Annotated in this window: 16 protein-coding genes; 15 read left to right on the top strand and 1 reads right to left on the bottom strand. The window is 36.2% G+C overall.

Features of this window, described 5'->3' with window-relative positions; translation table 11 throughout:
- Positions 1-4: 4 nt before the first annotated feature.
- A complete protein-coding gene (locus RAH34_RS18215) occupies positions 5-1,000 on the bottom strand; it encodes an EamA family transporter (RefSeq protein ID WP_306597062.1) in 996 nt (331 codons plus the stop codon).
- A gap of 573 nt (positions 1,001-1,573) precedes the next feature.
- On the opposite strand from RAH34_RS18215, the gene RAH34_RS18210 reads away from it, so the two are divergent.
- The 15 genes from RAH34_RS18210 (at position 1,574) to RAH34_RS18140 (ending at position 19,746) form a co-directional block, all read left to right on the top strand.
- On the top strand, positions 1,574-2,506 hold the full coding sequence (locus tag RAH34_RS18210) for a ring-cleaving dioxygenase (protein WP_306597061.1): 933 nt from the start codon (positions 1,574-1,576) through the stop codon (positions 2,504-2,506).
- Positions 2,507-2,708: 202 nt separating this feature from the next.
- Positions 2,709-3,005 (top strand): GNAT family N-acetyltransferase, encoded by a 297-nt coding sequence (locus RAH34_RS18205; protein WP_034696941.1) that lies wholly within the window; start codon positions 2,709-2,711, stop codon positions 3,003-3,005.
- Between the two features lie 205 nt (positions 3,006-3,210).
- Positions 3,211-4,164 (top strand): ring-cleaving dioxygenase, encoded by a 954-nt coding sequence (locus RAH34_RS18200; RefSeq protein WP_306597060.1) that lies wholly within the window; start codon positions 3,211-3,213, stop codon positions 4,162-4,164.
- A gap of 5 nt (positions 4,165-4,169) precedes the next feature.
- A complete protein-coding gene (locus tag RAH34_RS18195; RefSeq protein WP_306597059.1) occupies positions 4,170-4,790 on the top strand; it encodes an alpha/beta hydrolase in 621 nt (206 codons plus the stop codon).
- Between the two features lie 244 nt (positions 4,791-5,034).
- On the top strand, positions 5,035-6,645 hold the full coding sequence (locus RAH34_RS18190) for a Na+/H+ antiporter (protein WP_306597058.1): 1,611 nt from the start codon (positions 5,035-5,037) through the stop codon (positions 6,643-6,645).
- A gap of 293 nt (positions 6,646-6,938) precedes the next feature.
- Positions 6,939-7,250, top strand: coding sequence for a hypothetical protein (locus RAH34_RS18185; protein ID WP_114822500.1), 312 nt, complete (start codon positions 6,939-6,941; stop codon positions 7,248-7,250).
- A gap of 10 nt (positions 7,251-7,260) precedes the next feature.
- Positions 7,261-7,845, top strand: a complete 585-nt coding sequence (locus RAH34_RS18180; RefSeq protein WP_306597057.1) for a Crp/Fnr family transcriptional regulator — start codon at positions 7,261-7,263, stop codon at positions 7,843-7,845.
- 481 nt (positions 7,846-8,326) lie between these two features.
- Positions 8,327-9,202 (top strand): pirin family protein, encoded by an 876-nt coding sequence (locus RAH34_RS18175; protein WP_306597056.1) that lies wholly within the window; start codon positions 8,327-8,329, stop codon positions 9,200-9,202.
- Positions 9,203-9,247: 45 nt separating this feature from the next.
- Positions 9,248-9,937: a hydrolase gene (locus RAH34_RS18170; RefSeq protein WP_110010611.1), complete on the top strand. Its 690-nt coding sequence runs from the start codon at positions 9,248-9,250 to the stop codon at positions 9,935-9,937.
- A gap of 59 nt (positions 9,938-9,996) precedes the next feature.
- Complete coding sequence (locus tag RAH34_RS18165) at positions 9,997-11,769, top strand: amidohydrolase (RefSeq protein WP_306597055.1); 1,773 nt, start codon at positions 9,997-9,999, stop codon at positions 11,767-11,769.
- A gap of 226 nt (positions 11,770-11,995) precedes the next feature.
- Positions 11,996-12,427 (top strand): DoxX family protein, encoded by a 432-nt coding sequence (locus tag RAH34_RS18160; protein WP_306597054.1) that lies wholly within the window; start codon positions 11,996-11,998, stop codon positions 12,425-12,427.
- Complete coding sequence (locus RAH34_RS18155) at positions 12,424-13,791, top strand: alginate export family protein (RefSeq protein WP_306597053.1); 1,368 nt, start codon at positions 12,424-12,426, stop codon at positions 13,789-13,791. Before RAH34_RS18160 ends, RAH34_RS18155 begins: the two co-directional genes overlap by 4 nt.
- 275 nt (positions 13,792-14,066) lie before the next feature.
- Complete coding sequence (locus RAH34_RS18150) at positions 14,067-14,795, top strand: M17 family peptidase N-terminal domain-containing protein (RefSeq protein ID WP_120231790.1); 729 nt, start codon at positions 14,067-14,069, stop codon at positions 14,793-14,795.
- 83 nt (positions 14,796-14,878) lie between these two features.
- Positions 14,879-17,530 (top strand): hypothetical protein, encoded by a 2,652-nt coding sequence (locus tag RAH34_RS18145; protein ID WP_306597052.1) that lies wholly within the window; start codon positions 14,879-14,881, stop codon positions 17,528-17,530.
- 89 nt (positions 17,531-17,619) lie between these two features.
- Positions 17,620-19,746, top strand: coding sequence for a type IA DNA topoisomerase (locus RAH34_RS18140; RefSeq protein WP_306597051.1), 2,127 nt, complete (start codon positions 17,620-17,622; stop codon positions 19,744-19,746).
- Positions 19,747-19,824: the final 78 nt, after the last annotated feature.

Raw genomic sequence — 19,824 nt, 5'->3', positions numbered from 1 at the left:
CTTTTTAAATAGGCTGATATCTTCTGCCTGTTCTGTTTAAAAATCTCCTTACTCTTCTGATTTTGACCTTAGCCCGTTTTGAAAGTCTGAAATACTTGGTGACATTGGTTAGAAGTACTCCCAGCAATATGATGAACAAACCATACAGCTGACCTCCATTGATGCTTTGGTTGGCAACAATCCAGCCTGCAATCACTGTTACAATAGGATTGATGTAGGTATGGGTGCTTACCAAAGCAGCGGGTTTTACGGACAGAAGCCAAATGTACGACAAATAAGCGACTATCGATCCAAAGAAGATCAAAAATAGAACCCCAAACCATGCCGATAACGGAACCGCGGAAACGGAAAAATCAGTCCATTCTTTTCTGAAAAAAGCGATGAGAAAAGAAGCTAATCCCGCTACGATAAGCTGTTGGGCAATATTCATAAAGGTAGATTGGGATGCCGGATTTTTCTTTGAATATAATGAACCGAGTACCCAGGCGATGGAACTTAATCCCAACACTACAAATGCAGTAATACGCAGGTTTCCGTCAGCAATCGCATGAGCACTGGAATTTACGCTGCCTTTTAAAAACATAATCAGCCCTACGAAACCGATCACTAATCCTATCGGAATAAATTTATCCGAAAAATAATATTTCCAGTTTTTCTTATCGATAGCAATGAACCAGAATGGTCCTGTTGCAATAGAAATGGCTGCCTCAGAAGCCGTTACATACTGCTCTCCCCAGGCAACAAGCCCGGTTCCTCCGGTAAGAATAAGAATACCGGTTATGGCATTTTTCTTCCAGTTGATCAGAGAATTTGCTTTTTCCCCTTTAGACAGAAGATAACCTATCATCAGAATTCCGGCAACCAGAAATCTTAGCCCCGAAAGAATGAATGGCGGAAAACCTTTTAAGCCAAATGAAATAGCTAAAAACGTAATTCCCCATATCACATAGATGTTTGTAAAAGCCAATGGAATTAACCATTTGTTTTTAGAATTGCTCATTTTTATTTTTTTAATGTTGTTGTGTTCAATGAAAAAAGGCTCTACCACGTGGTAAAGCCTTTGAAAATATATCTAAATAAAAGTAAGGTCAACCACAGTATTCTTGATGTATAGGCATACACATATCCTTCATCATATTTTTGATGGTATGTTTTTTCATTGAATTATATTTTAATTCTGCCTTCATTTTGTCTTATTTCCTGAATACGTTTGCAAATATATAATATAATTTTTATTAGTCCACTAAAAAAGTAGGCTTTTTAAATATTAAATTATCGTTAATGAATTAATTGGCTTTATTTCAGTGTTTTATGTATTTTTATTTTTTACTTATTTAAAACCATTTATCAATGTTTTATGCTTTTTAATTCAAATGCTATAGAAATTGACTGGTGGCTGGGGTTGTGGAAAACGTAAAATAAATTGGATTTTTTGAGAATTGTGTAAAGTTGGTTGTGGACTGTTTAAAAAATGATTTAAAATATGTTTCCGGAAACGGAGTTTTGCATTTATTAAACTAGTTAAATGCACAGGATTTCTGTTCACTGTAATTTAGCATCAAAATTAAAAGACATGGACAATAGAATTTTAGGTCTGCATCATATTACTGCTATTGCAGACAACGCGAAAAGAAATTTAGATTTTTATACCAAAGTTTTAGGCGTAAGACTGGTAAAGAAAACCGTAAATTTTGACGATCCGGGAACGTATCACTTCTATTTCGGAAATGAAAACGGAACTCCGGGAACCATTCTTACATTCTTTCCGTGGGAAGGAATAGGAAAAGGTACCAATGGAAGCGGAATGGCGACTCATATCGGATATTCTGTACCCAAAGGAACCCTTGACTTCTGGAAAAATCATTTACAAAGCCTTAATGTAACTACAGAAGAAGGCGAAATTTTTGGAGAAAAGATGATTTCTTTCAATGATCCGGATGGACTTCAGTTACAGTTGATAGAACCATTAGTTGAAGACAACAGAAAAGTATGGACAACTGATGATATTAAAGATGAAAATGCATTAAGAGGCTTTCATAATGTTACTTTAACCTTAAAAAAAGCAGATCCTACCATTAAAGTGCTGACCGATATTTTAGGGTATGATTTGCAGAAACAGGAGGGAGAAAGATATAGACTGGCAACAGATGCCATTGATACCGCTAATATTGTTGATATTATTGAAAATGATACTATTCCGGCAGGTAGAAATGCAGCGGGAACCAATCACCACATTGCATTCAGAGTAAAAGATGATAATGTGTTGATGGAATATCGTGAGAAAGCCTTATCCGCAGGACTGAGCATCACTCCGAAAATCAACAGAGATTATTTCTACTCACTGTATTTCCGTGAGCCGGGAGGTGTTTTGTTTGAAATAGCAACCGATAATCCGGGATTCACTGTAGATGAGCCTTTGGAAGAGTTGGGAACCCACCTTAAACTTCCTGTTCAATACGAAGGAATGCGTGAGAAAATACAAGGAGTATTGCCGAACTTATCATAGATCATCGGTCATATTTTATAAAGATGCTAATTTTGAATAAAGATTTAAGCATCCGGAATATAAACTTATTTTAGGTAATTGTAGCAGGAGGCTTCATCGGATCAACTTGTTGATTCCATTCTTAAGTCGACTTAAAATATGAAGGATTATTATTAAATCTTTGCGTTAAAAAAACACGATTTAATACCAAAAAAAATAAAAAATGGAAAGAACAGAAATAGTTTTAGAAGGAAGAAAAGGAGAGATTCAGCTTTTCTCAGATGATCATAAAGCAGGTAAAATGGACATATCAGTGATTGGAAAAAAACTGACTGTTTACCATACCGAAGTAAACCCAGAATACGAAGGAAAAGGTTTTGCCAAAATTTTACTGGAGAGACTGGTTTCTTACGCAAGAGAAAATGAATTAAAAATTTTACCGCTATGTCCCTATGTTCACGCACAGTTTAAGCGTCATCCGGAAGAATATAATGATGTGTGGTTGAAGGAAGAGCTGTAGGGAGTTTGAGAGTCGGGATGCGGGTTTTCGAGATTCGAGATTCGGGTTTTTGAGATTCGAGTTTGAGAGTCTGAAGGGAAGAGGGTTTGAGAATCTTGAGCTAAAAAACAGAAGATGAATAAAGTTATTCTCGAACTTATCAACTCGAATCCCGAACCCCGAAATCTCGCCTCCATCATAATAACCAATTAACAATTTTATCACAATGAAACTTATCACAGGATTGCATCACGTTACGGCAATTACCGGCAATGCACAGGAAAATATAGACTTTTATACCGGAGTTTTAGGACTTAGGTTAGTCAAAAAAACAGTCAATTTTGATTATTCAGATGTTTATCATTTTTACTTCGGTGACGAATATGGAACACCGGGAACAATAATGACTACTTTTCCTTATGGTAAAGATCTGATCAATGGCAGACATGGTAAAGGAATGCTCAATACAACAGCTTTTTCAGTTTCTATCGATGCCCTGGATTATTGGATGAACCGTCTGGAACAATTCAATATTCCCTTCAAGCAGCCGCAGCAAAGGTTCTCTGATGAAGTTTTCATTTATCTTGAAGATTTTGACGGATTGGGATTGGAATTGGTTTTTAATGATAAAGACGAAAGAAAAGGATATTACAACGGCTATATTCCAAAAGATTATGCGATCAAAGGGATTCATCATGTAGAAATCTGGCAGGATGCTTATGAAAGAACAGCAGCACTTCTGACCACTCAGATGGATCATAAAGTGATCAAAGAAAGCCCTGACCGATTGAGATTGGGAACAGAAAATATGCCGGGGAAATATGTAGATCTGCTTTCTACCCCAAATGCTTTAAAAGGATTAGCAGGAAGAGGAACAGTTCACCACGTAGCTTTTGCCACTCCCGATGCGGAATCCCAGTTGGAAATGGTAAAAAGATTAAATGCATACGGATTGGAACATACCGAAGTGAAAGACAGAAAATATTTTACTTCCGTATATTTTAAAGAACCGGGAGGCGTTTTGTTTGAAATTGCTACTTCGGGCCCAGGGTTCGATGTAGATGAAGAAGCCGCATTTTTAGGAGAAGATCTGCAATTACCGCCACAGTTTGAAAAAAGAAGAGAACGTTTGAAAGAAGTTCTTCCTAAAATAGATTATCCAACAGAAAAATTCAGATAGAAATAATGAGTCATATTTTAAATATAAAAACAGCAGGAATACCCTTAAATCAGGCAGAAAAAGCTTTAATAATGATTCATGGACGCGGAGGAAGTGCTCAGGATATTCTGAGTTTGTCCCAGCATTTAAATGTAAAAGATTATGCACTGCTGGCTCCACAGGCTTTGAATCACACCTGGTATCCTTTTTCATTTATAGCTCCCGTAGAACAAAATGAACCGTGGTTATCATCTGCTATTGAAATGGTTGAAGAAACGGTAAAAGCAGCTGTTAATGCAGGAATTAAACCTGAAAACATTTACTTCTTCGGATTTTCCCAGGGAGCCTGTCTTACCCTTGAATTTTTAGCCCGAAACGCTCAGAAGTTCGGTGGAGCAGCTGCCATTATTGGAGGTGTGATTGGAGATAAAATCAACCGTGAAAATTATAAAGGCGATTTTGCAGGAACTCCGGTTTTCCTGGGAACCAGCAATCCTGATTTTCATGTTCCGGTAGAAAGAGTATATGCTACAGCCAATATTTTAAGAGAAATGAATGCAGAGGTAACAGAAAAAGTATATGCCAATTTCGGACATTCTATTAACGAGGAAGAAATTGAAATTGCTAATTCAATACTATTTAAATAAGTATTTTAACTTTGAATGTATTTATAATTTTTAATGATCTTTTAGGTGTTTAAGTGAATTGGAGATTCATACGGAATGACAAAGTATGCGCATAATCTATCCATACAGATTGTCACTCCGTAGGAGTCTCAATAAATAAACATTCAATAGCGGCGGGCTTTAGCCCGCCTTTAAAAAAATAAATTTACCAATGGCTTTAGCCCAAACATAAATGATCAGAACCTGAAATCTAACTTCAAAAAACATGCACGAACAATTACTTTTAATATTAGGACTTTTATTACTCGTTATGCTGCTGGTCATGCTGGCACAGCGGATCAAAATAGCCTATCCTATCTTTCTGGTACTTGCCGGATTGGGGATCAGCCTTATTCCCGGAGTCCCTGTTTTAAAGCTGGATCCGGAGATTATATTTCTGATTTTCTTACCACCTCTTTTATACGAAGCAGCCTGGTACACTTCATGGAATGACTTCTGGAAATGGAAGCGTCCCATCAGTCTCTTGGCTTTCGGGTTGGTATTTCTGACTTCTTTAGTAGTTGCCTACACTTCACAAATGTTGATTCCGGGATTTACGCTGGCATTAGGATTCTTATTGGGAGGAATTGTTTCGCCGCCGGATGCTGTAGCTGCCACAACAGTTTTAAAAGGATTAAAAGTTCCCAAACGTACGATTGCCATATTGGAAGGAGAAAGTTTGATTAATGATGCTTCTTCACTGATTGTTTTCAGATTTGCTTTGGCCGCTGTAATGACAGGTGCTTTCTCAATGCATGAAGCGACTGGACAGTTTTTTCTGGTAGCAGGTATGGGTGTTGTCGTAGGGATTGCAGGAGCTCATATTTTTTATGCTATTCACCGTTTTTTACCCACTACACCCGCTATTGATGCAGCACTTACGGTAATGACGCCATATATTTTATTTCTTTCTGCGGAACATTTTCATTTTTCTGGGGTAATGGCTGTCGTGAGCGGAGGATTGTTTATGTCTTTCCGTGCTCATGAGATTTTCAAAACCGGAACTACCAGAATCAATATGACAGGAGTCTGGAACACCCTGATTTTTGTGATGAATGCTTTGGTTTTTGTATTGATTGGTCTTGAACTTCCGGATATAATCAATGGATTAGGGGACATTTCAGTAATGGAAGGTATTGAATATGGTTTGATTATAAGCCTGATCGTCATTGTGGTACGTCTTTTATGGATCTATCCAGTGGCTCATCTTCCAAGATGGTTTAGTGAAAAGGCCCGCCGTGATCCGAGTCCGGGATGGAAAAATCCTTTAATCATAGGTTGGGCAGGAATGAGAGGAGTGGTTTCCCTGGCAACAGCTTTGTCTATTCCGGTGATGATGAATTCACAAGCTGAGTTTCCGATGAGAAATCTGATTATTTTTATCACATTTGTGGTTATTTTTGTAACCTTGGTGTTTCAGGGACTTACCCTGCCTTTGATCATTAAATTAACCAAAATAGGAGAGATTGATCATATTTTGCCTTCTCACGAACAGCAGGCCGGAATTCAGATGAGACTGGATAAACTTGCCGTTCATAAACTTGATAATGAATACAATGAAGCGGTGAACAGCAATGGTCTGCTGGAGAACCTTAAAAAGGCACTGGAAAGTGATATCAAACTTCACCAGAATCATCTCAATTCTATTGAAATGTGTACCAACAGACGAAATGATATGGCAGAATATCATAAAGTAATGCTGGATATATTTGCCTTACAGCGAAAAGAACTGTTTAAAATGAAACGTGAAAAACTTTTCAGTGATGATGAAATCCGAAAAGCAGAATCACAACTGGATTTAAACGAATTGAAAATTACAGGGAATAAGCATTTGTAGCGGGTTCGGGATGCGTGATACGGGTTTGAGGGTAAGAGAGTTTGAGAGTGGGTGTGAGGTTTCGACTTTCGGATACGAGTGGGTGAGTTTGAGGATGGGTGCGTTTGAAATTGTAAGAGTGTAAATTGCTACGGAATGGACAAACTAAGCGCTTTATTTATCCACACACTATTTCATTCCGCAGGAATCTAAATCGTCCTTTTACCCTTTACATAAACAATATAAACATTAAACTCTAAACCTTGAACTTTAAACCTTAAACCTTGAATTTTAAACTTTAAACACTGAACAACATGAAAACATTACATTTTTTAGTTATAGGAAAGAATCAGGAAATTCTGGATACTTTAAAAAGAATTATAGAAAACAATGAAGGCTGGACAGCAGAAATACAAAGTGATGAAAATTTCTGCTATGAATATGTAAAAGAAAATACGGTAGATATTGTTCTTTTAAGTTCCGGCTTAGAGGAGGATTTTGAGAAAGATATAAAAATATTCTGTGCCGGTTTGGATAAGGACGTTAAAGTAATCGATCATTACGGAGGAGGAAGTGGACTTTTAAAGAATGAAGTTTACAGTCTTTTTCCTAATTTGCAGGGATAAACCTGACATTATGTTCGAAAATATCATCAAAAATATTACGCGATTTATTTCAATCACTCCGGAAGAAGAAAAAACCTTTACAGATCTGCTTGTCTGTCAGTCGTTTCCAAAGAAAACGGTTTTGCTCAGAGAAGGAGAGATCTGCCAGTTTGAAGGGTATATTCACAAAGGATGTGTGAGAATGTATTGTTTGGATGATAATGGTTCTGAAGTAACATTACTGTTTGCCATTGAAGATTGGTGGATCAGTGATATTGCATCATTTCATGAACAGAAGCCTTCTAAGGTTTTTATCGAAACACTGGAAGACTCGGAAATCTATATGCTGAATCCCACAACAAAAGAAAAATTACTGCAGGAGATTCCTAAATTTGAAAGAGTTTTCAGAATGCTGGTTCAGAGGAATCTTGCTACACTGCAGAGCCGATTGGTCAATACGATTTCCAAAACCGCATCAGACAGATATCTTGAGTTCATCAAAGTATATCCTTCAATCCCACAAAGAGTCGCACAATACTACATTGCTTCTTACCTTGGGGTTTCAAAAGAATTTGTAAGTACCATCAGAAAGCGTCTTGCTTCAAAGGAGAAATAGATCTTAGTTTTTTATACTTGCAGATTGCAGAGATTCGCATGGATTTATAGGTGTGAATATTCCTGTGAAATTATAGTCACCCATTTTATCGGAGATAAAATCCTTGCACCTTAAAAATATTTAGCTTAAAAAACAACTTGCGTCTTTGCGTTTTCCAATTATTTTTTTGCTTATCATTCATATAGAGATTCCTACGTAATGACACAGTTGAAATAACGGTCTTACCCACACAGTTTGTTATTCCGTAGAAATCTAAATAGAGTTATTCTTTAAAATATTATATCAAATTAAATAGTTCCTAAGAGTAAAAAACCTCTTGTGCTTTCCAAAAAAACAACAATCCAATATACTCATACTGCCAAATACAAAAGTATTCGGCATTTTTTTTTGCTTCAAAGTCATTTATTAAACTAGTTAAATGTGCAGGGTTTCCGGTCTCTCTAAATTTGTCCTATCAAACAAGAACAAATAACAATCTGATATGGACAGAAAAGATTTTTTAAAGAAAGGATTATTGGGAACAGGAATGTTTGTAGCATCAGCTTCTTTGGCCAGCGCTATGAAAAATGACATCGATGAGATCGAACCATTAGAACCGATCGGATACAATCATCTTCCCAATACAGAATCAAAAATAAAAGAAAACTCTGTGATCCACAGAGCAGACTCAAGAGGGAAAGCAGATCACGGATGGCTGTTGAGCCAGCACACTTTCAGTTTTGCCAATTATTACAACCCTGAAAGAATGCACTTCGGAGTATTGAGAGTCCTGAATGATGATAAAGTGGAAGCAGGAAGAGGTTTCGGAACCCACCCTCACGACAATATGGAAATCATCAGTATTCCTTTGGAAGGTGATCTTGAACACAAAGACAGCATGGGAAATACAGCCGTGATCAGAAGCGGAGATATTCAGGTCATGAGTGCAGGAACCGGAATTATGCACAGCGAATTCAATAAAAACAGTGATCAACTGGTGAAATTCCTTCAAATCTGGATTTATCCGAAAAAAAGAAATGTGACGCCAAGATATGATCAGATTACATTAGATAAAACCAAAGGTCACAATCAATTTCAACAGATTCTTTCTCCCAATGCAGATGACGAAGGTGTATGGATTCATCAGGATGCATGGTTTCACCTGGGAACTTTTGACCAGAATAAAGAAACCCATTATCAGATCAGAAAAAAAGGAAACGGAATCTATGCTTTCATCCTTAAAGGAAGCGCAGAAATAGGCGGAGAGATCATAGAAGAACGTGATGGATTCGGAGTCTGGGATATTCAGGAAATTACGATCAAATCCCTTCAAGAAGGTACGGAAATCCTTTTGATGGAAGTACCGATGACCCTATAAATAAAAAATTCAACAGAAATAACAACCCTTAAATTTTAAATTATTATGAAAAAATTAATCCTATCATTTGCAGCTGGTTTATTATCATTAACAGCATCAGCTCAAAATCCTGGAAAATCATTATTAAACCCTACCAATCATGCAGTAGTGCTTATAGACCACGAAGGACAAATGGCTTTCGCTACAAAAAGCATCAGCATGGAAGAATTAAGAAATAATGTAGCACTGGTAGCAGGTGGATCAAAAATATTCAATGTTCCTACAGTAGTAACGACGGTGGCAGAAAAGTCATTCAGCGGACCTGTTTTCCCGGAAATTTCAGAAGTATATCCTCAAGCAACAAGCGGATATGTAGACAGAACTACCATGAATACATGGGAAGATGTTAATGCTCACAAAGCCATTACAGGGAAAAATAAAAAGAAACTGGTTTTTGCCGGATTATGGACAAGTGTATGTATCGTAGGACCTGTATTATCAGCGATTGACGAAGGTTATGATGTTTACGTAGTAACCGATGCTTCAGGGGATATTTCTAAAGAAGCGCACGATCAGTCAATCACCCGTATGGTTCAGGCAGGAGCGCATCCTATCACTTCTGTTCAGTATGTATTGGAACTGCAGAGAGATTGGGCAAGAAAAGAAACCTACAAGCCGGTTAATGACCTGATGAAAAAACATGGTGGAGCTTACGGGATTGGAATTCAGTATGCTCAGGAAATGTTAAAACACTAATGGGGCTGTTTCGGCAGGCTTTCAGCCTGCCGAAACCTTCAAACTTAAATATTGAAATAATGAAACTACTGAATATACTTACACTTTCCACAGTTCTGGCAGCAGGAATTCTGAATGCTCAGAAAGCAGACATGATCATCACCAATGGAAAGATCACCACAATGGATGATAAAAATCCGGAAGCACAGGCTGTTGCCATCAAAGACCACAAAATCTTACAGGTGGGAACCAACGCCCAGATTTTAAAATTAAAAAATGGTAATACAAAAGTCATTGATGCCAAAGGAAATAGGGTGATTCCCGGATTATTTGACAGCCATTTGCATGTAATCCGAGGAGGACGATTTTACAATGCCGAACTTCGTTGGGATGGTGTAAAATCTTTAAAAAGAGCCTTGGAAATGCTGAAAGAACAGGCTCAGAGAACACCGAAAGGACAATGGGTAAGAGTAATCGGAGGCTGGAATGAATATCAGTTTGAAGAAAAAAGACTTCCCACACTGGCTGAAATTAATGAAGCTACAGGAAATGTTCCCACTTTCGTCATGTATCTCTATGGAAAAGCCTGGTTGAACAAAGCCGGATTAAAAGAACTGAACATCAATGGAGATACTCCCAATCCTGCACAAGGCTTAATTGAAAAAGACAATAACGGAGATCCTACAGGATTACTGGTGGCAGAGCCTAATGCATTTATTCTTTATTCAACATTGGCGAAACTGCCGGAGCTGAAAGAAGAAGAAAAAGTAAATTCTACCCTTCAATACATGACGGAACTTAACAGATTAGGAGTGACTGCCGTAATGGATGCAGGTGGAGGATTCCAGAATTTTCCGGACGACTACGGAACAACAGATCAGTTGAACAAACAGGGGAAAATTACCGTTCGACTTCCTTACTACTTATTTGCCCAGAAAAAAGGATCTGAACTTGCAGATTACACCAAATGGATCGGAATGGTAGAAATTGATGACCATGGTCACAATGATTTTAATGAAATCGATTATCATGTCAACGGAGGAGGAGAGAACCTCGTGTCAGACGGAGCCGATTTTGAAAACTTTCTTTTCCCAAGACCGGAACTTCCGGCTACGATGGAAAAAAACATGAAAGACGTAGTAAGTCTTCTGGTAAAAAATAAATGGCCTTTCAGAATCCATGCGACGTACAATGAAAGTATCACCAGATTTTTGAATGTTATCGAAGATGTCAATAAAGAAACTCCTTTGAACGGATTAGTATGGTTTATCGACCACGCAGAAACCGTTACCAAAGATAATATGAAAAGAATCAAAGCGTTGGGTGGAGGAATTGCAGTACAGCACAGAATGGCGTATCAGGGAGAAAGTTTCATTCACAGATATGGTAAAAAGCCGGCTTTGGCATCTCCTCCCGTGAAAAAAATGCTGGAAATGGGAATTCCGGTAGGATTGGGAACTGACGGAACAAGAGTAGCAAGTTACAATCCATGGGTGGCTTTATACTGGATCACCACAGGGAAAACAATAGGAGGAACTCAGGTGATGGGTAAAGAAAATACACTGGACAGAAAAACAGCTTTATCACTTTCTACTTACGGAGGGTACGAACTCATCAAAGACTATCAGAAAGGAAAAATACAGAAAGGATACTTTGCGGACTTGACTATTTTGGATAAAGATTATTTCACAGTCAATGATGAAGACATCAAAAATATCACTTCAAAACTGACAATCGTAGATGGGAAAGTAGTTTACGGAGATGAAACCTACAAAACAGCAGCACCCGCACCACTTCCAGTTATTCCAGACTGGTCACCGGTAAAATATTACGGAGGCTATCAGACAAAATAATTTTTTAGCCACAAAAGTTTTTAATTATCCAATTATCAACCAACGTTCCAACTGAAGGGGTGAAAATTCCCCTCCCTTGGAGGGGTGGCGAAAATTCAAAGAATTTTTGACGGGGTGGTTCTATACACAAAGAAATTACCACTATAAATACCCCCAATCATCCGTGTCAATCCGTGTAATCTGCGGTTAAAAAAAACAAAAATCATTTTAAAAATTCATTCCAATCATGAAAAAGTTAATCCATATCATCACCAATACCAATCCGGGAAGAAAATTAACAGATGTTGCCCTTCTAGCTTTCAGAGTCTTACTTTCCGTAGAATTAATCGTAGCTCACGGATTAAAAAAAATAGGAGTAGGTGTTTCAGAAGCAGAACAGGTACCCAACCCGTTGCATCTTCCCGAAGCTTTCAACAGTCTTTTCGCTGATGCAGCCAATCTGGTATTTCCGATATTTGTGATCTTTGGTTTTTTAACAAGAATTGCTGTGTTGCCGATCTTAGCGGTGACGCTTACAGGATACTTTATTCTCCATTGGAATGATGCTTTATTGGTGAAAGATACTCCCTTTATGTACAGTTTGTGTTACCTGTTTTTACTGTTTATGGGAGCGGGAAGATATTCAGTGGATCATTATTTAACAAAGAAATCATCATGAAAAAACTGATTGTCATTGTACTGTTGCTGCAGATTTTTATTCCACTTCAAATTTCTGCTCAGTTTAAGCTGATGAGGTTTGATGAAGATTATGTTTCCTATAAAGACTCTGCAAAAACTTTTTACAATTCCATCAAATACATACCCATTGCAGAAAAAAGCAACCATTATCTTTCTTTGGGAGGAGAAGCAAGACTGGAATTTGTAGACTTTAATAATGAAGATTGGGGGAGAATGGATATCGGGAGCAATCCTTTTCTGATTCAAAGATACAGTGTACATGCAGATCTGCATCTGGGTTCAAGAGTAAGAATTTTCGGGCAGGTGAGAAGTGCATGGGAAAACGGAAGAAAGAACGGTCCGAGACCTATTGATGAAGACCATTTGAATATCCAGAATCTCTTTATTGATGTTGATATTCTGAAAAATGATAAAGAAAAGTTGACCGTACGTGCCGGAAGACAGGAACTTGATTATGGAAGCGGAAGACTGATCTCAGTAAGAGAAGGTCCGAATTTAAGACTCTATTTTGATGGATTAAAATTCATGTACAAAAAAGGAAATTTCAGATCTGATGCCTTTATGATGGCCGCCAGTGAAATCAATCCGGGAGCTTTTGATAACAAGTCTTCAAAATCAATCAATCTTTGGGGAAGTTACAACACATGGATTATTCCCAGAAGCGGAAATCTGGAGCTGTATTACTTGGGAATTCATAGAAAAGAAGTACGCTTTGAAGACGGACTTTCTGATGAGAACAGACATACTTTTGGCGGAAGATTCTGGAAATATGGAGGAGGTTTTATTTACAATTTTGAGGCAGCCTATCAGTTCGGGATTTTTAATAAAGGAAATATCAGCGCATGGACGGCTTCTGCAGATATCGGATATATGTTTGAAAATGTAAAAGGAAAACCGACCATCAACCTTAGAAACGATTATATTTCAGGAGACAGCAATAAAGGAGACGGAACATTGGGAACATTCAACCCGCTGTACCCGAAAGGTGGGTATTTTGGATTTAATCCTCAGATCGGTCCGGTGAATTTAATTGATATCCATCCTTATGCAACCATTGATTTAGGTAAAAAAATAACCGTACAGGCAGACGTAGTTTTCAACTGGAGATATTCTATCCAGGACGGAATTTACAGACCCAGCGGAACATTGAACCTGGCGTCTTCCAACTCAAAAAAGAGATACATCGGAACCGCATTTTTAGGAAGCTTTAATTATAAGATCAATCCATTTTTAACCTTTAACACCGGAATACAATATTTCAATACCGGAGCCTTTATCAACGACGTAATCGACAACCACAAAGACGGACTTTTCATCAACTCCAGAATTGTATTTAAATTTTAAAAAAAAACACAGGGAATTTGAAAATCTGAAAATGAGATCATTTGAAAATAAATTGAACAATTACCCCAGATCAATGCACCTTTCCATCACAGAAACTACCTTTGAAAAAACAAATAAAAATAGCCGGAGCGAAGCGACTCGCGCCTTAACAACATAAACCTTAAAAAAACTTTGCGCTCTTGCGTTATTCTAACAAACAAAAATTAAAACCCGCAACAAAAATAACCCGCAACTCGAACCCCGAAACTCGTAACAATCAACAAAAAATAAATCAAATGAAAAATACACTAAAACAATCACTGGTAATTGCAGCTTTAGCATTATCTACCTTAAACTTTGCACAAACTACAACCACAGCTCCTGCGAAAACAACAGCCATCGGAACTTCCAAAACCTGGGGAACCGTAGACGGAATTTCCATGATAGGATTGGTACAGGGCCCATCGTCTGCCGACGCCCAGCTTCAGGTAGCCTGTGTTTTCGAATATACAGAAGGTGATATTTTCAGTCCTCAGGCATTACCCGCTAAATTGAACGGATTGGTTCACCTCGATGAGGCCTTAAAAGGAGAACTGACCAACCTTAGAAAAACAGGACAGTTTCAGGGACATTCCTTGGAAACGATTTTAATTACACCGCCTGCAGGATCGATGTCTGCAAAGAAATTATTATTGATTGGTTTAGGTGACCGTAACAAATTCACCCCCGATTTAATGACTTCCGTAGGCGAAGTGGCCGCCCGTGAAGCCATGAGATTAGGCGTTACCAATTTTGCCTTCGCCAGCGATTTGAAAGATGCCGGAATAGATTCTCCAACTGCTTTGGTAGCCGGAAATGTAGTCAGAGGAATCGTACATGCCAACCGTTCTGAAAATTACCTGAAAGAACACAAATTATCCACTACCAAAAAATTAGAAAAAGTATACCTTCTGGCTGGTCCTGCCTTCTTTGAAACCGCAGGTGGAGGAATTTCCGATGCCATTTCAGAAGTAAAAAAGAAATAATGAACTAGTTTCATTACATTGTTGATCTGGCCCTCTTTTTATAAGGGGGCTTTTTGTTATATTTATGAAATTACTTAATAGCGATGAAAAAAGACAATAGATATATCAGAAAAGAAGCGAATGGATTACTTACTAGTCAGCTAAGGCGATTGTTTTTAAATAAAAACATGAGATTAGGGGAAAATCCATCAACTGCCGATGAAGATATGGGTATAGATTATTTTTTTGAAGTTCTGGATGATACAATTCCACAAGAACCTAAGCACTTATTTTTATTCTATAATCAAAATAAAGGTACGGATAAAGAAATAAAGAAAATTAAAACAAAATCTCACGAATATTTTGGGAAGATTCCTTTTACAATATCATTGAGACATGCTGAATATTTTTATAATGAGTTGGAGGAAGGATTATTATTTACTTTGTGTGATATAAATAATAAAAATATTTATTGGTATGATATTCAAAATGATCCAATGTTACCCGAAAGAATGTTGGAACAAAAGGCTAAAGGGTCTAATTTTATACAAATCTATATTCCTGCAGATAATTTACTAAGTGAAAATACTTTTGAAAGATTATTTAAACAAATAGATTATGCAAAGTATAATCAAATACGGAAAAAAAGAATTGTTAAGAAAGATATTAATGCTGATTATTCAAAAACAAAAATTACTGATAGTAATATTCTAAATGAGATTTTGCATACTTTAAAACTGTTTGAGGGAATAAAAGTATTACCAATAAATGTAATATGTCAACTTTATCCCTTTAAAGGAAGTGACAAAACATTTTTTAATGACTGGGGTTTTTACACAGATAATGAAAAATTTTTTGATTTTATGGATTCAATTGTAATAAATGGTAATAACCTAATATCTTCAGAAAATTTAGAATATAAGAGTGATAAATTAAGAGAGGTTATTAATTTCTTTCAATATAATAAAATATTACATATAAGATGGTCAGGAAATAATAGTAAAAATCAAATTTGTATTCATAAACTATATGATTTATCTAAATGTGATTGTGAGCGATGTAATTTAGAAAAGCTTAATTTTAAAAGAACTAAGGAGCTTTTAAGAGAAGATAAATCTGATTCCAAACAAGATTTAATGAGAAAAGGTTATACTTATTATTTAATGGGTGACTATATTAAATCAAGTAAAATTTTTTTAGAAGTTTATAATGATGCAAATAAAACATTTAATCCAATAAATTATACAATTTCAAAATATAATTTAATTAAACTTAGAGGTTTTATTAAATCATTTTATTATGATGATAAAGATAAGATACTTGAACAAATAAATGATCTGGAATTTGATGATGATGAAAGATTCATTAAGCAAAACGCTCCTCATTTTGTAGATATTTATAAGAACATTAAGGAAATCCAGTTTTACGATGATGTTGAAAATAAAATCAATAATTGTTTTTTAGAAATCCAGAAAATACATTATAGAGATAGTAATGGAGGAGGACAATCAATTGATTCTTATTATAAACTAAAATCTAATTTTTTAAGATTTAATTCTTATATAGAGCATAATTTTATAATTTTCAATTATTACCAAGAATATATTGATATATCAAAAAAGGTGTTGGAAAGCTTATTTATTCTCTATTCTTTGAAAAATCCGAATTCTGAAAAATATGAAATATTTGAATGGTATGCTATAAAACTTTTAATTTTTAATGTTAATGAAGAGTTTATAAAATATCTTTTCAACAGATATGCAATATCTAATCTTAAAGTTTATGAAAATGTATTATTTAAAATAAATGAATTATTAGATAATCTCTTATTTTCATATGATGAACTTGCTGATCAAATTGATATTTTTAGACCTTTAAGGTTAGAAAAAATAATTAATAATTTGGTTATGATTTTAAGCATAATAGACGTAGAAAATAAAGAAAAAGAAAAGTTTATTTTTAAAATTTTAAAAGATTCTAAAAAGCTTTTAAAGCTTAATTTAATACCATATGATGGATTATACTTCTTTGTTGAAAAGGTAAATATAGATAAAAAAACTCTTAAAAAAATATTAGATTTATTTATTTTAAAGGAGTATAAAGGAATAGGATTCACCGATATACTAGATAAGTACGTGAAAATATGTTCAACAGACGAAATTGAGCAACTTATAAAAGATATATCTAATATTTCTGAAATTACACAATTGGCTAGGGACAATGAATATTTTGATGATTTAGTTTACGCTCTAACATTGATAAATGATGACACGAAATTGGCTTTAAAGAAAATTTTGACTGAGAAATTACATGAGAACTTTGATATCTTTTTATTTGAAACAGCAGTATTATATGAGCTCATTGATTTTGATATGGAAATGTTTGATAGTTTTTTGTCACTCATTCCTGATATGTCGAATTTTGATGAAAGTAAGGCTTACTTTAAATCATATGAAAATATTCATTTATTGAAAGCTATTAATATTGCTTTCAAATTTAAAGTAGATTTAATGCAAAAAATTAGACCACAGTTACGTAAAGTATTTAAAGGAGAGAAAGCTTATTTTATTTGGTTAACAGATTTAGATAATTTTGATTATAAAAAATTTAATTCTTATTGGATTTTAAGAGGACGAACAAAATATTTTATAGAAAAATTCAAAAATTCAAAAAAGCTCAAAGAAGAGATTGTAAAATCATTAAAGAATGATTATGTAGAAGGAGTAGCCAAAATGTATTTTAAAGAATTAGTATGAGTAATAATCATATTTAAGTAACTATAAGCAGCAATTTGCAATGTCAAAAAAAATCCCGATTTTTGCACTCCTTCAATAAACCCGAGTTCATGAAATTATGTATTGCCGAGAAACCCAGTGTTGCCAGAGATATCGCCAAAGTATTGGGCGCTACCACGCCTAAACAAGGCTATATGGAAGGAAACGGCTATTGCGTAACATGGACGTTCGGACACCTTTGTACTTTAAAAGAACCACACGACTACGGCCCACAATTCAAATCCTGGAACCTTTTTTCACTGCCGATTATTCCCAGCAGCTTTGGAATCAAGCTGATCCCTAATAAAGGTGTTGAAAATCAGTTTAAAGTCATTGAAAAATTAGTTGAAGAATGTGATGAGGTCATTAACTGCGGGGATGCCGGGCAGGAGGGAGAACTCATTCAGCGTTGGGTATTGCAGAAAGCAAAGTGCAACAAACCGGTTCAGCGTTTATGGATTTCTTCACTAACGGAAGATGCTATTAAAGAAGGATTTGCAAGCTTAAAACCTGCAGAAGACTACAAAAATCTGTATCTGGCCGGAAACGCCAGAGCCATAGGAGACTGGTTGTTGGGAATCAATGCAACGAGGCTTTTTACGAAGAAATTTGGGGGAAATAAAGCAGTTCTTTCCATTGGAAGAGTGCAGACTCCTACATTGGCGATGCTGGTGCAGCGTCAGAAAGAAATCGATGCCTTTACCACGGAAGAATATTGGGAACTGAAAACCAAATACCGTGACGTTATTTTCAATGCGGCGATCGACCGTTTAAAAACATTGGAACGCGCTGAGAAAGGATTGGAATATCTTAAAGTCAATCCATTTGAGATCGTTTCTTTCGAAATTAAAGAAGGAAAAGAAAAAAATCCACGACTTTTCGATTTGACCGGACTTCAGGTAGAAGCCAATAAAAAATACGGTTATTCGGCGGAAAATACGTTGAATTACGTGCAAAGTCTGTATGAAAAGAAGCACGTAACCTATCCGCGTGTTGATACCACCTACTTATCAGACAGTTTATATCCGAAAATTGCAGGAATCCTTCAGAAAATGTATCCGTATCAGGATCTGATTGCTCCGTTGCTGGAAGCTCCTATTCCAAAATCAAAAGCAGTTTTCGACGATACAAAAGTAACGGATCACCATGCCATCATTCCTACGGAAATTCCACCTTCTCAGAATTTGAGCAGGGAAGAAAAACTGATTTATGATCTGATTGCAAAGCGTTTCATTGCTGTTTTCTATCCGGAATGTAAAATTTCCAATACTTTAGTAGAAGGTAAAGTAGGAACTATTCCTTTCAAAACCAGCGGAAGACAGGTTCTTGAAGCAGGATGGAGAGCCGTTTACGCCAAAGAGCCTAAAGAAGAAACCACCGATAAGGAAAAAGAAAAAGAGGAAGAACAAACCATCCCTGAATTTACTGTAGGAGAAACCGGGCCCCACGATCCGATGATCCACCAGGGAAAAACAACGCCCCCAAAACCTTATACCGAAGCAACACTGCTGAGAGCGATGGAAACTGCCGGAAAACAGGTAGAAGATGAAGAATTGCGTGAAATGCTGAAGAACAACGGGATCGGAAGACCATCTACCCGTGCCAACATCATCGAAACCCTTTTCAAAAGAAAATACATCGAGAAAAAAAGAAAAAATCTGATCGCTACCCAAACCGGAATCCAGCTGATCGATACCATTGAAGATGAGCTGTTAAAAAGCCCGGAATTGACCGGAGAATGGGAATCCAAACTTCGTAAAATTGAAAAAGGAGAGTATGAAGCTAATCTTTTCAAAGAAGAACTGATTCAGATGGTGACAGAACTCACTGAAAAAGTGGTGTACGGAAAAGGAAAAGTGATTACCCTTCAGGAAGAAGGAAAAGAAGAAGTTAAGGAGAAGAAAAAAAGAGAACCTGCACAGAAAAAAGAACTGCAGTCCTGGGAAGAAACGAAATGCCCAAAATGTAAAGAACATAACCTGATCAAGGGAAAAACTGCTGTAGGCTGCTCCGATTTCAAAAATTGTGGCTTTAAAATTACCTTTGAAATTTTCGGTAAAAAATTATCCGATAAACAACTTTTAGATTTGGTATTAAAAGGAAAAACTTCAAAATTAAAAGGCTTCTCCACCCACCCGGAAGCGATCAAAGAAGGTGTTTTGACTTTAAGTGATGATTTCCAGGTACAATTGAGCTAATCAATAGCATTTTTAATCCACATCGTCAATTACCATTCGAAAAAACAAGTTAACTAAAATTATCTAGTGGAGAATACG

The sequence above is a fragment of the Chryseobacterium sp. WLY505 genome, from assembly GCF_030846215.1.
Lineage (GTDB): Bacteria > Bacteroidota > Bacteroidia > Flavobacteriales > Weeksellaceae > Chryseobacterium.
Note: the sequence above shows the minus strand (reverse complement) of the source record. Positions and strands in the feature narration are given on the sequence as shown.

Excerpts from the sequence above, each read along its gene's own strand:
- RAH34_RS18215 (WP_306597062.1), bottom strand. The coding sequence starts at position 1,000 with ATGAGCAATTCTAAAAACAAATGGTTAATTCCATTGGCTTTTACAAAC.
- RAH34_RS18210 (WP_306597061.1), top strand. The coding sequence starts at position 1,574 with ATGGACAATAGAATTTTAGGTCTGCATCATATTACTGCTATTGCAGAC.
- RAH34_RS18205 (WP_034696941.1), top strand. The coding sequence starts at position 2,709 with ATGGAAAGAACAGAAATAGTTTTAGAAGGAAGAAAAGGAGAGATTCAG.
- RAH34_RS18200 (WP_306597060.1), top strand. The coding sequence starts at position 3,211 with ATGAAACTTATCACAGGATTGCATCACGTTACGGCAATTACCGGCAAT.
- RAH34_RS18195 (WP_306597059.1), top strand. The coding sequence starts at position 4,170 with ATGAGTCATATTTTAAATATAAAAACAGCAGGAATACCCTTAAATCAG.
- RAH34_RS18190 (WP_306597058.1), top strand. The coding sequence starts at position 5,035 with ATGCACGAACAATTACTTTTAATATTAGGACTTTTATTACTCGTTATG.
- RAH34_RS18185 (WP_114822500.1), top strand. The coding sequence starts at position 6,939 with ATGAAAACATTACATTTTTTAGTTATAGGAAAGAATCAGGAAATTCTG.
- RAH34_RS18180 (WP_306597057.1), top strand. The coding sequence starts at position 7,261 with ATGTTCGAAAATATCATCAAAAATATTACGCGATTTATTTCAATCACT.
- RAH34_RS18175 (WP_306597056.1), top strand. The coding sequence starts at position 8,327 with ATGGACAGAAAAGATTTTTTAAAGAAAGGATTATTGGGAACAGGAATG.
- RAH34_RS18170 (WP_110010611.1), top strand. The coding sequence starts at position 9,248 with ATGAAAAAATTAATCCTATCATTTGCAGCTGGTTTATTATCATTAACA.
- RAH34_RS18165 (WP_306597055.1), top strand. The coding sequence starts at position 9,997 with ATGAAACTACTGAATATACTTACACTTTCCACAGTTCTGGCAGCAGGA.
- RAH34_RS18160 (WP_306597054.1), top strand. The coding sequence starts at position 11,996 with ATGAAAAAGTTAATCCATATCATCACCAATACCAATCCGGGAAGAAAA.
- RAH34_RS18155 (WP_306597053.1), top strand. The coding sequence starts at position 12,424 with ATGAAAAAACTGATTGTCATTGTACTGTTGCTGCAGATTTTTATTCCA.
- RAH34_RS18150 (WP_120231790.1), top strand. The coding sequence starts at position 14,067 with ATGAAAAATACACTAAAACAATCACTGGTAATTGCAGCTTTAGCATTA.
- RAH34_RS18145 (WP_306597052.1), top strand. The coding sequence starts at position 14,879 with ATGAAAAAAGACAATAGATATATCAGAAAAGAAGCGAATGGATTACTT.
- RAH34_RS18140 (WP_306597051.1), top strand. The coding sequence starts at position 17,620 with ATGAAATTATGTATTGCCGAGAAACCCAGTGTTGCCAGAGATATCGCC.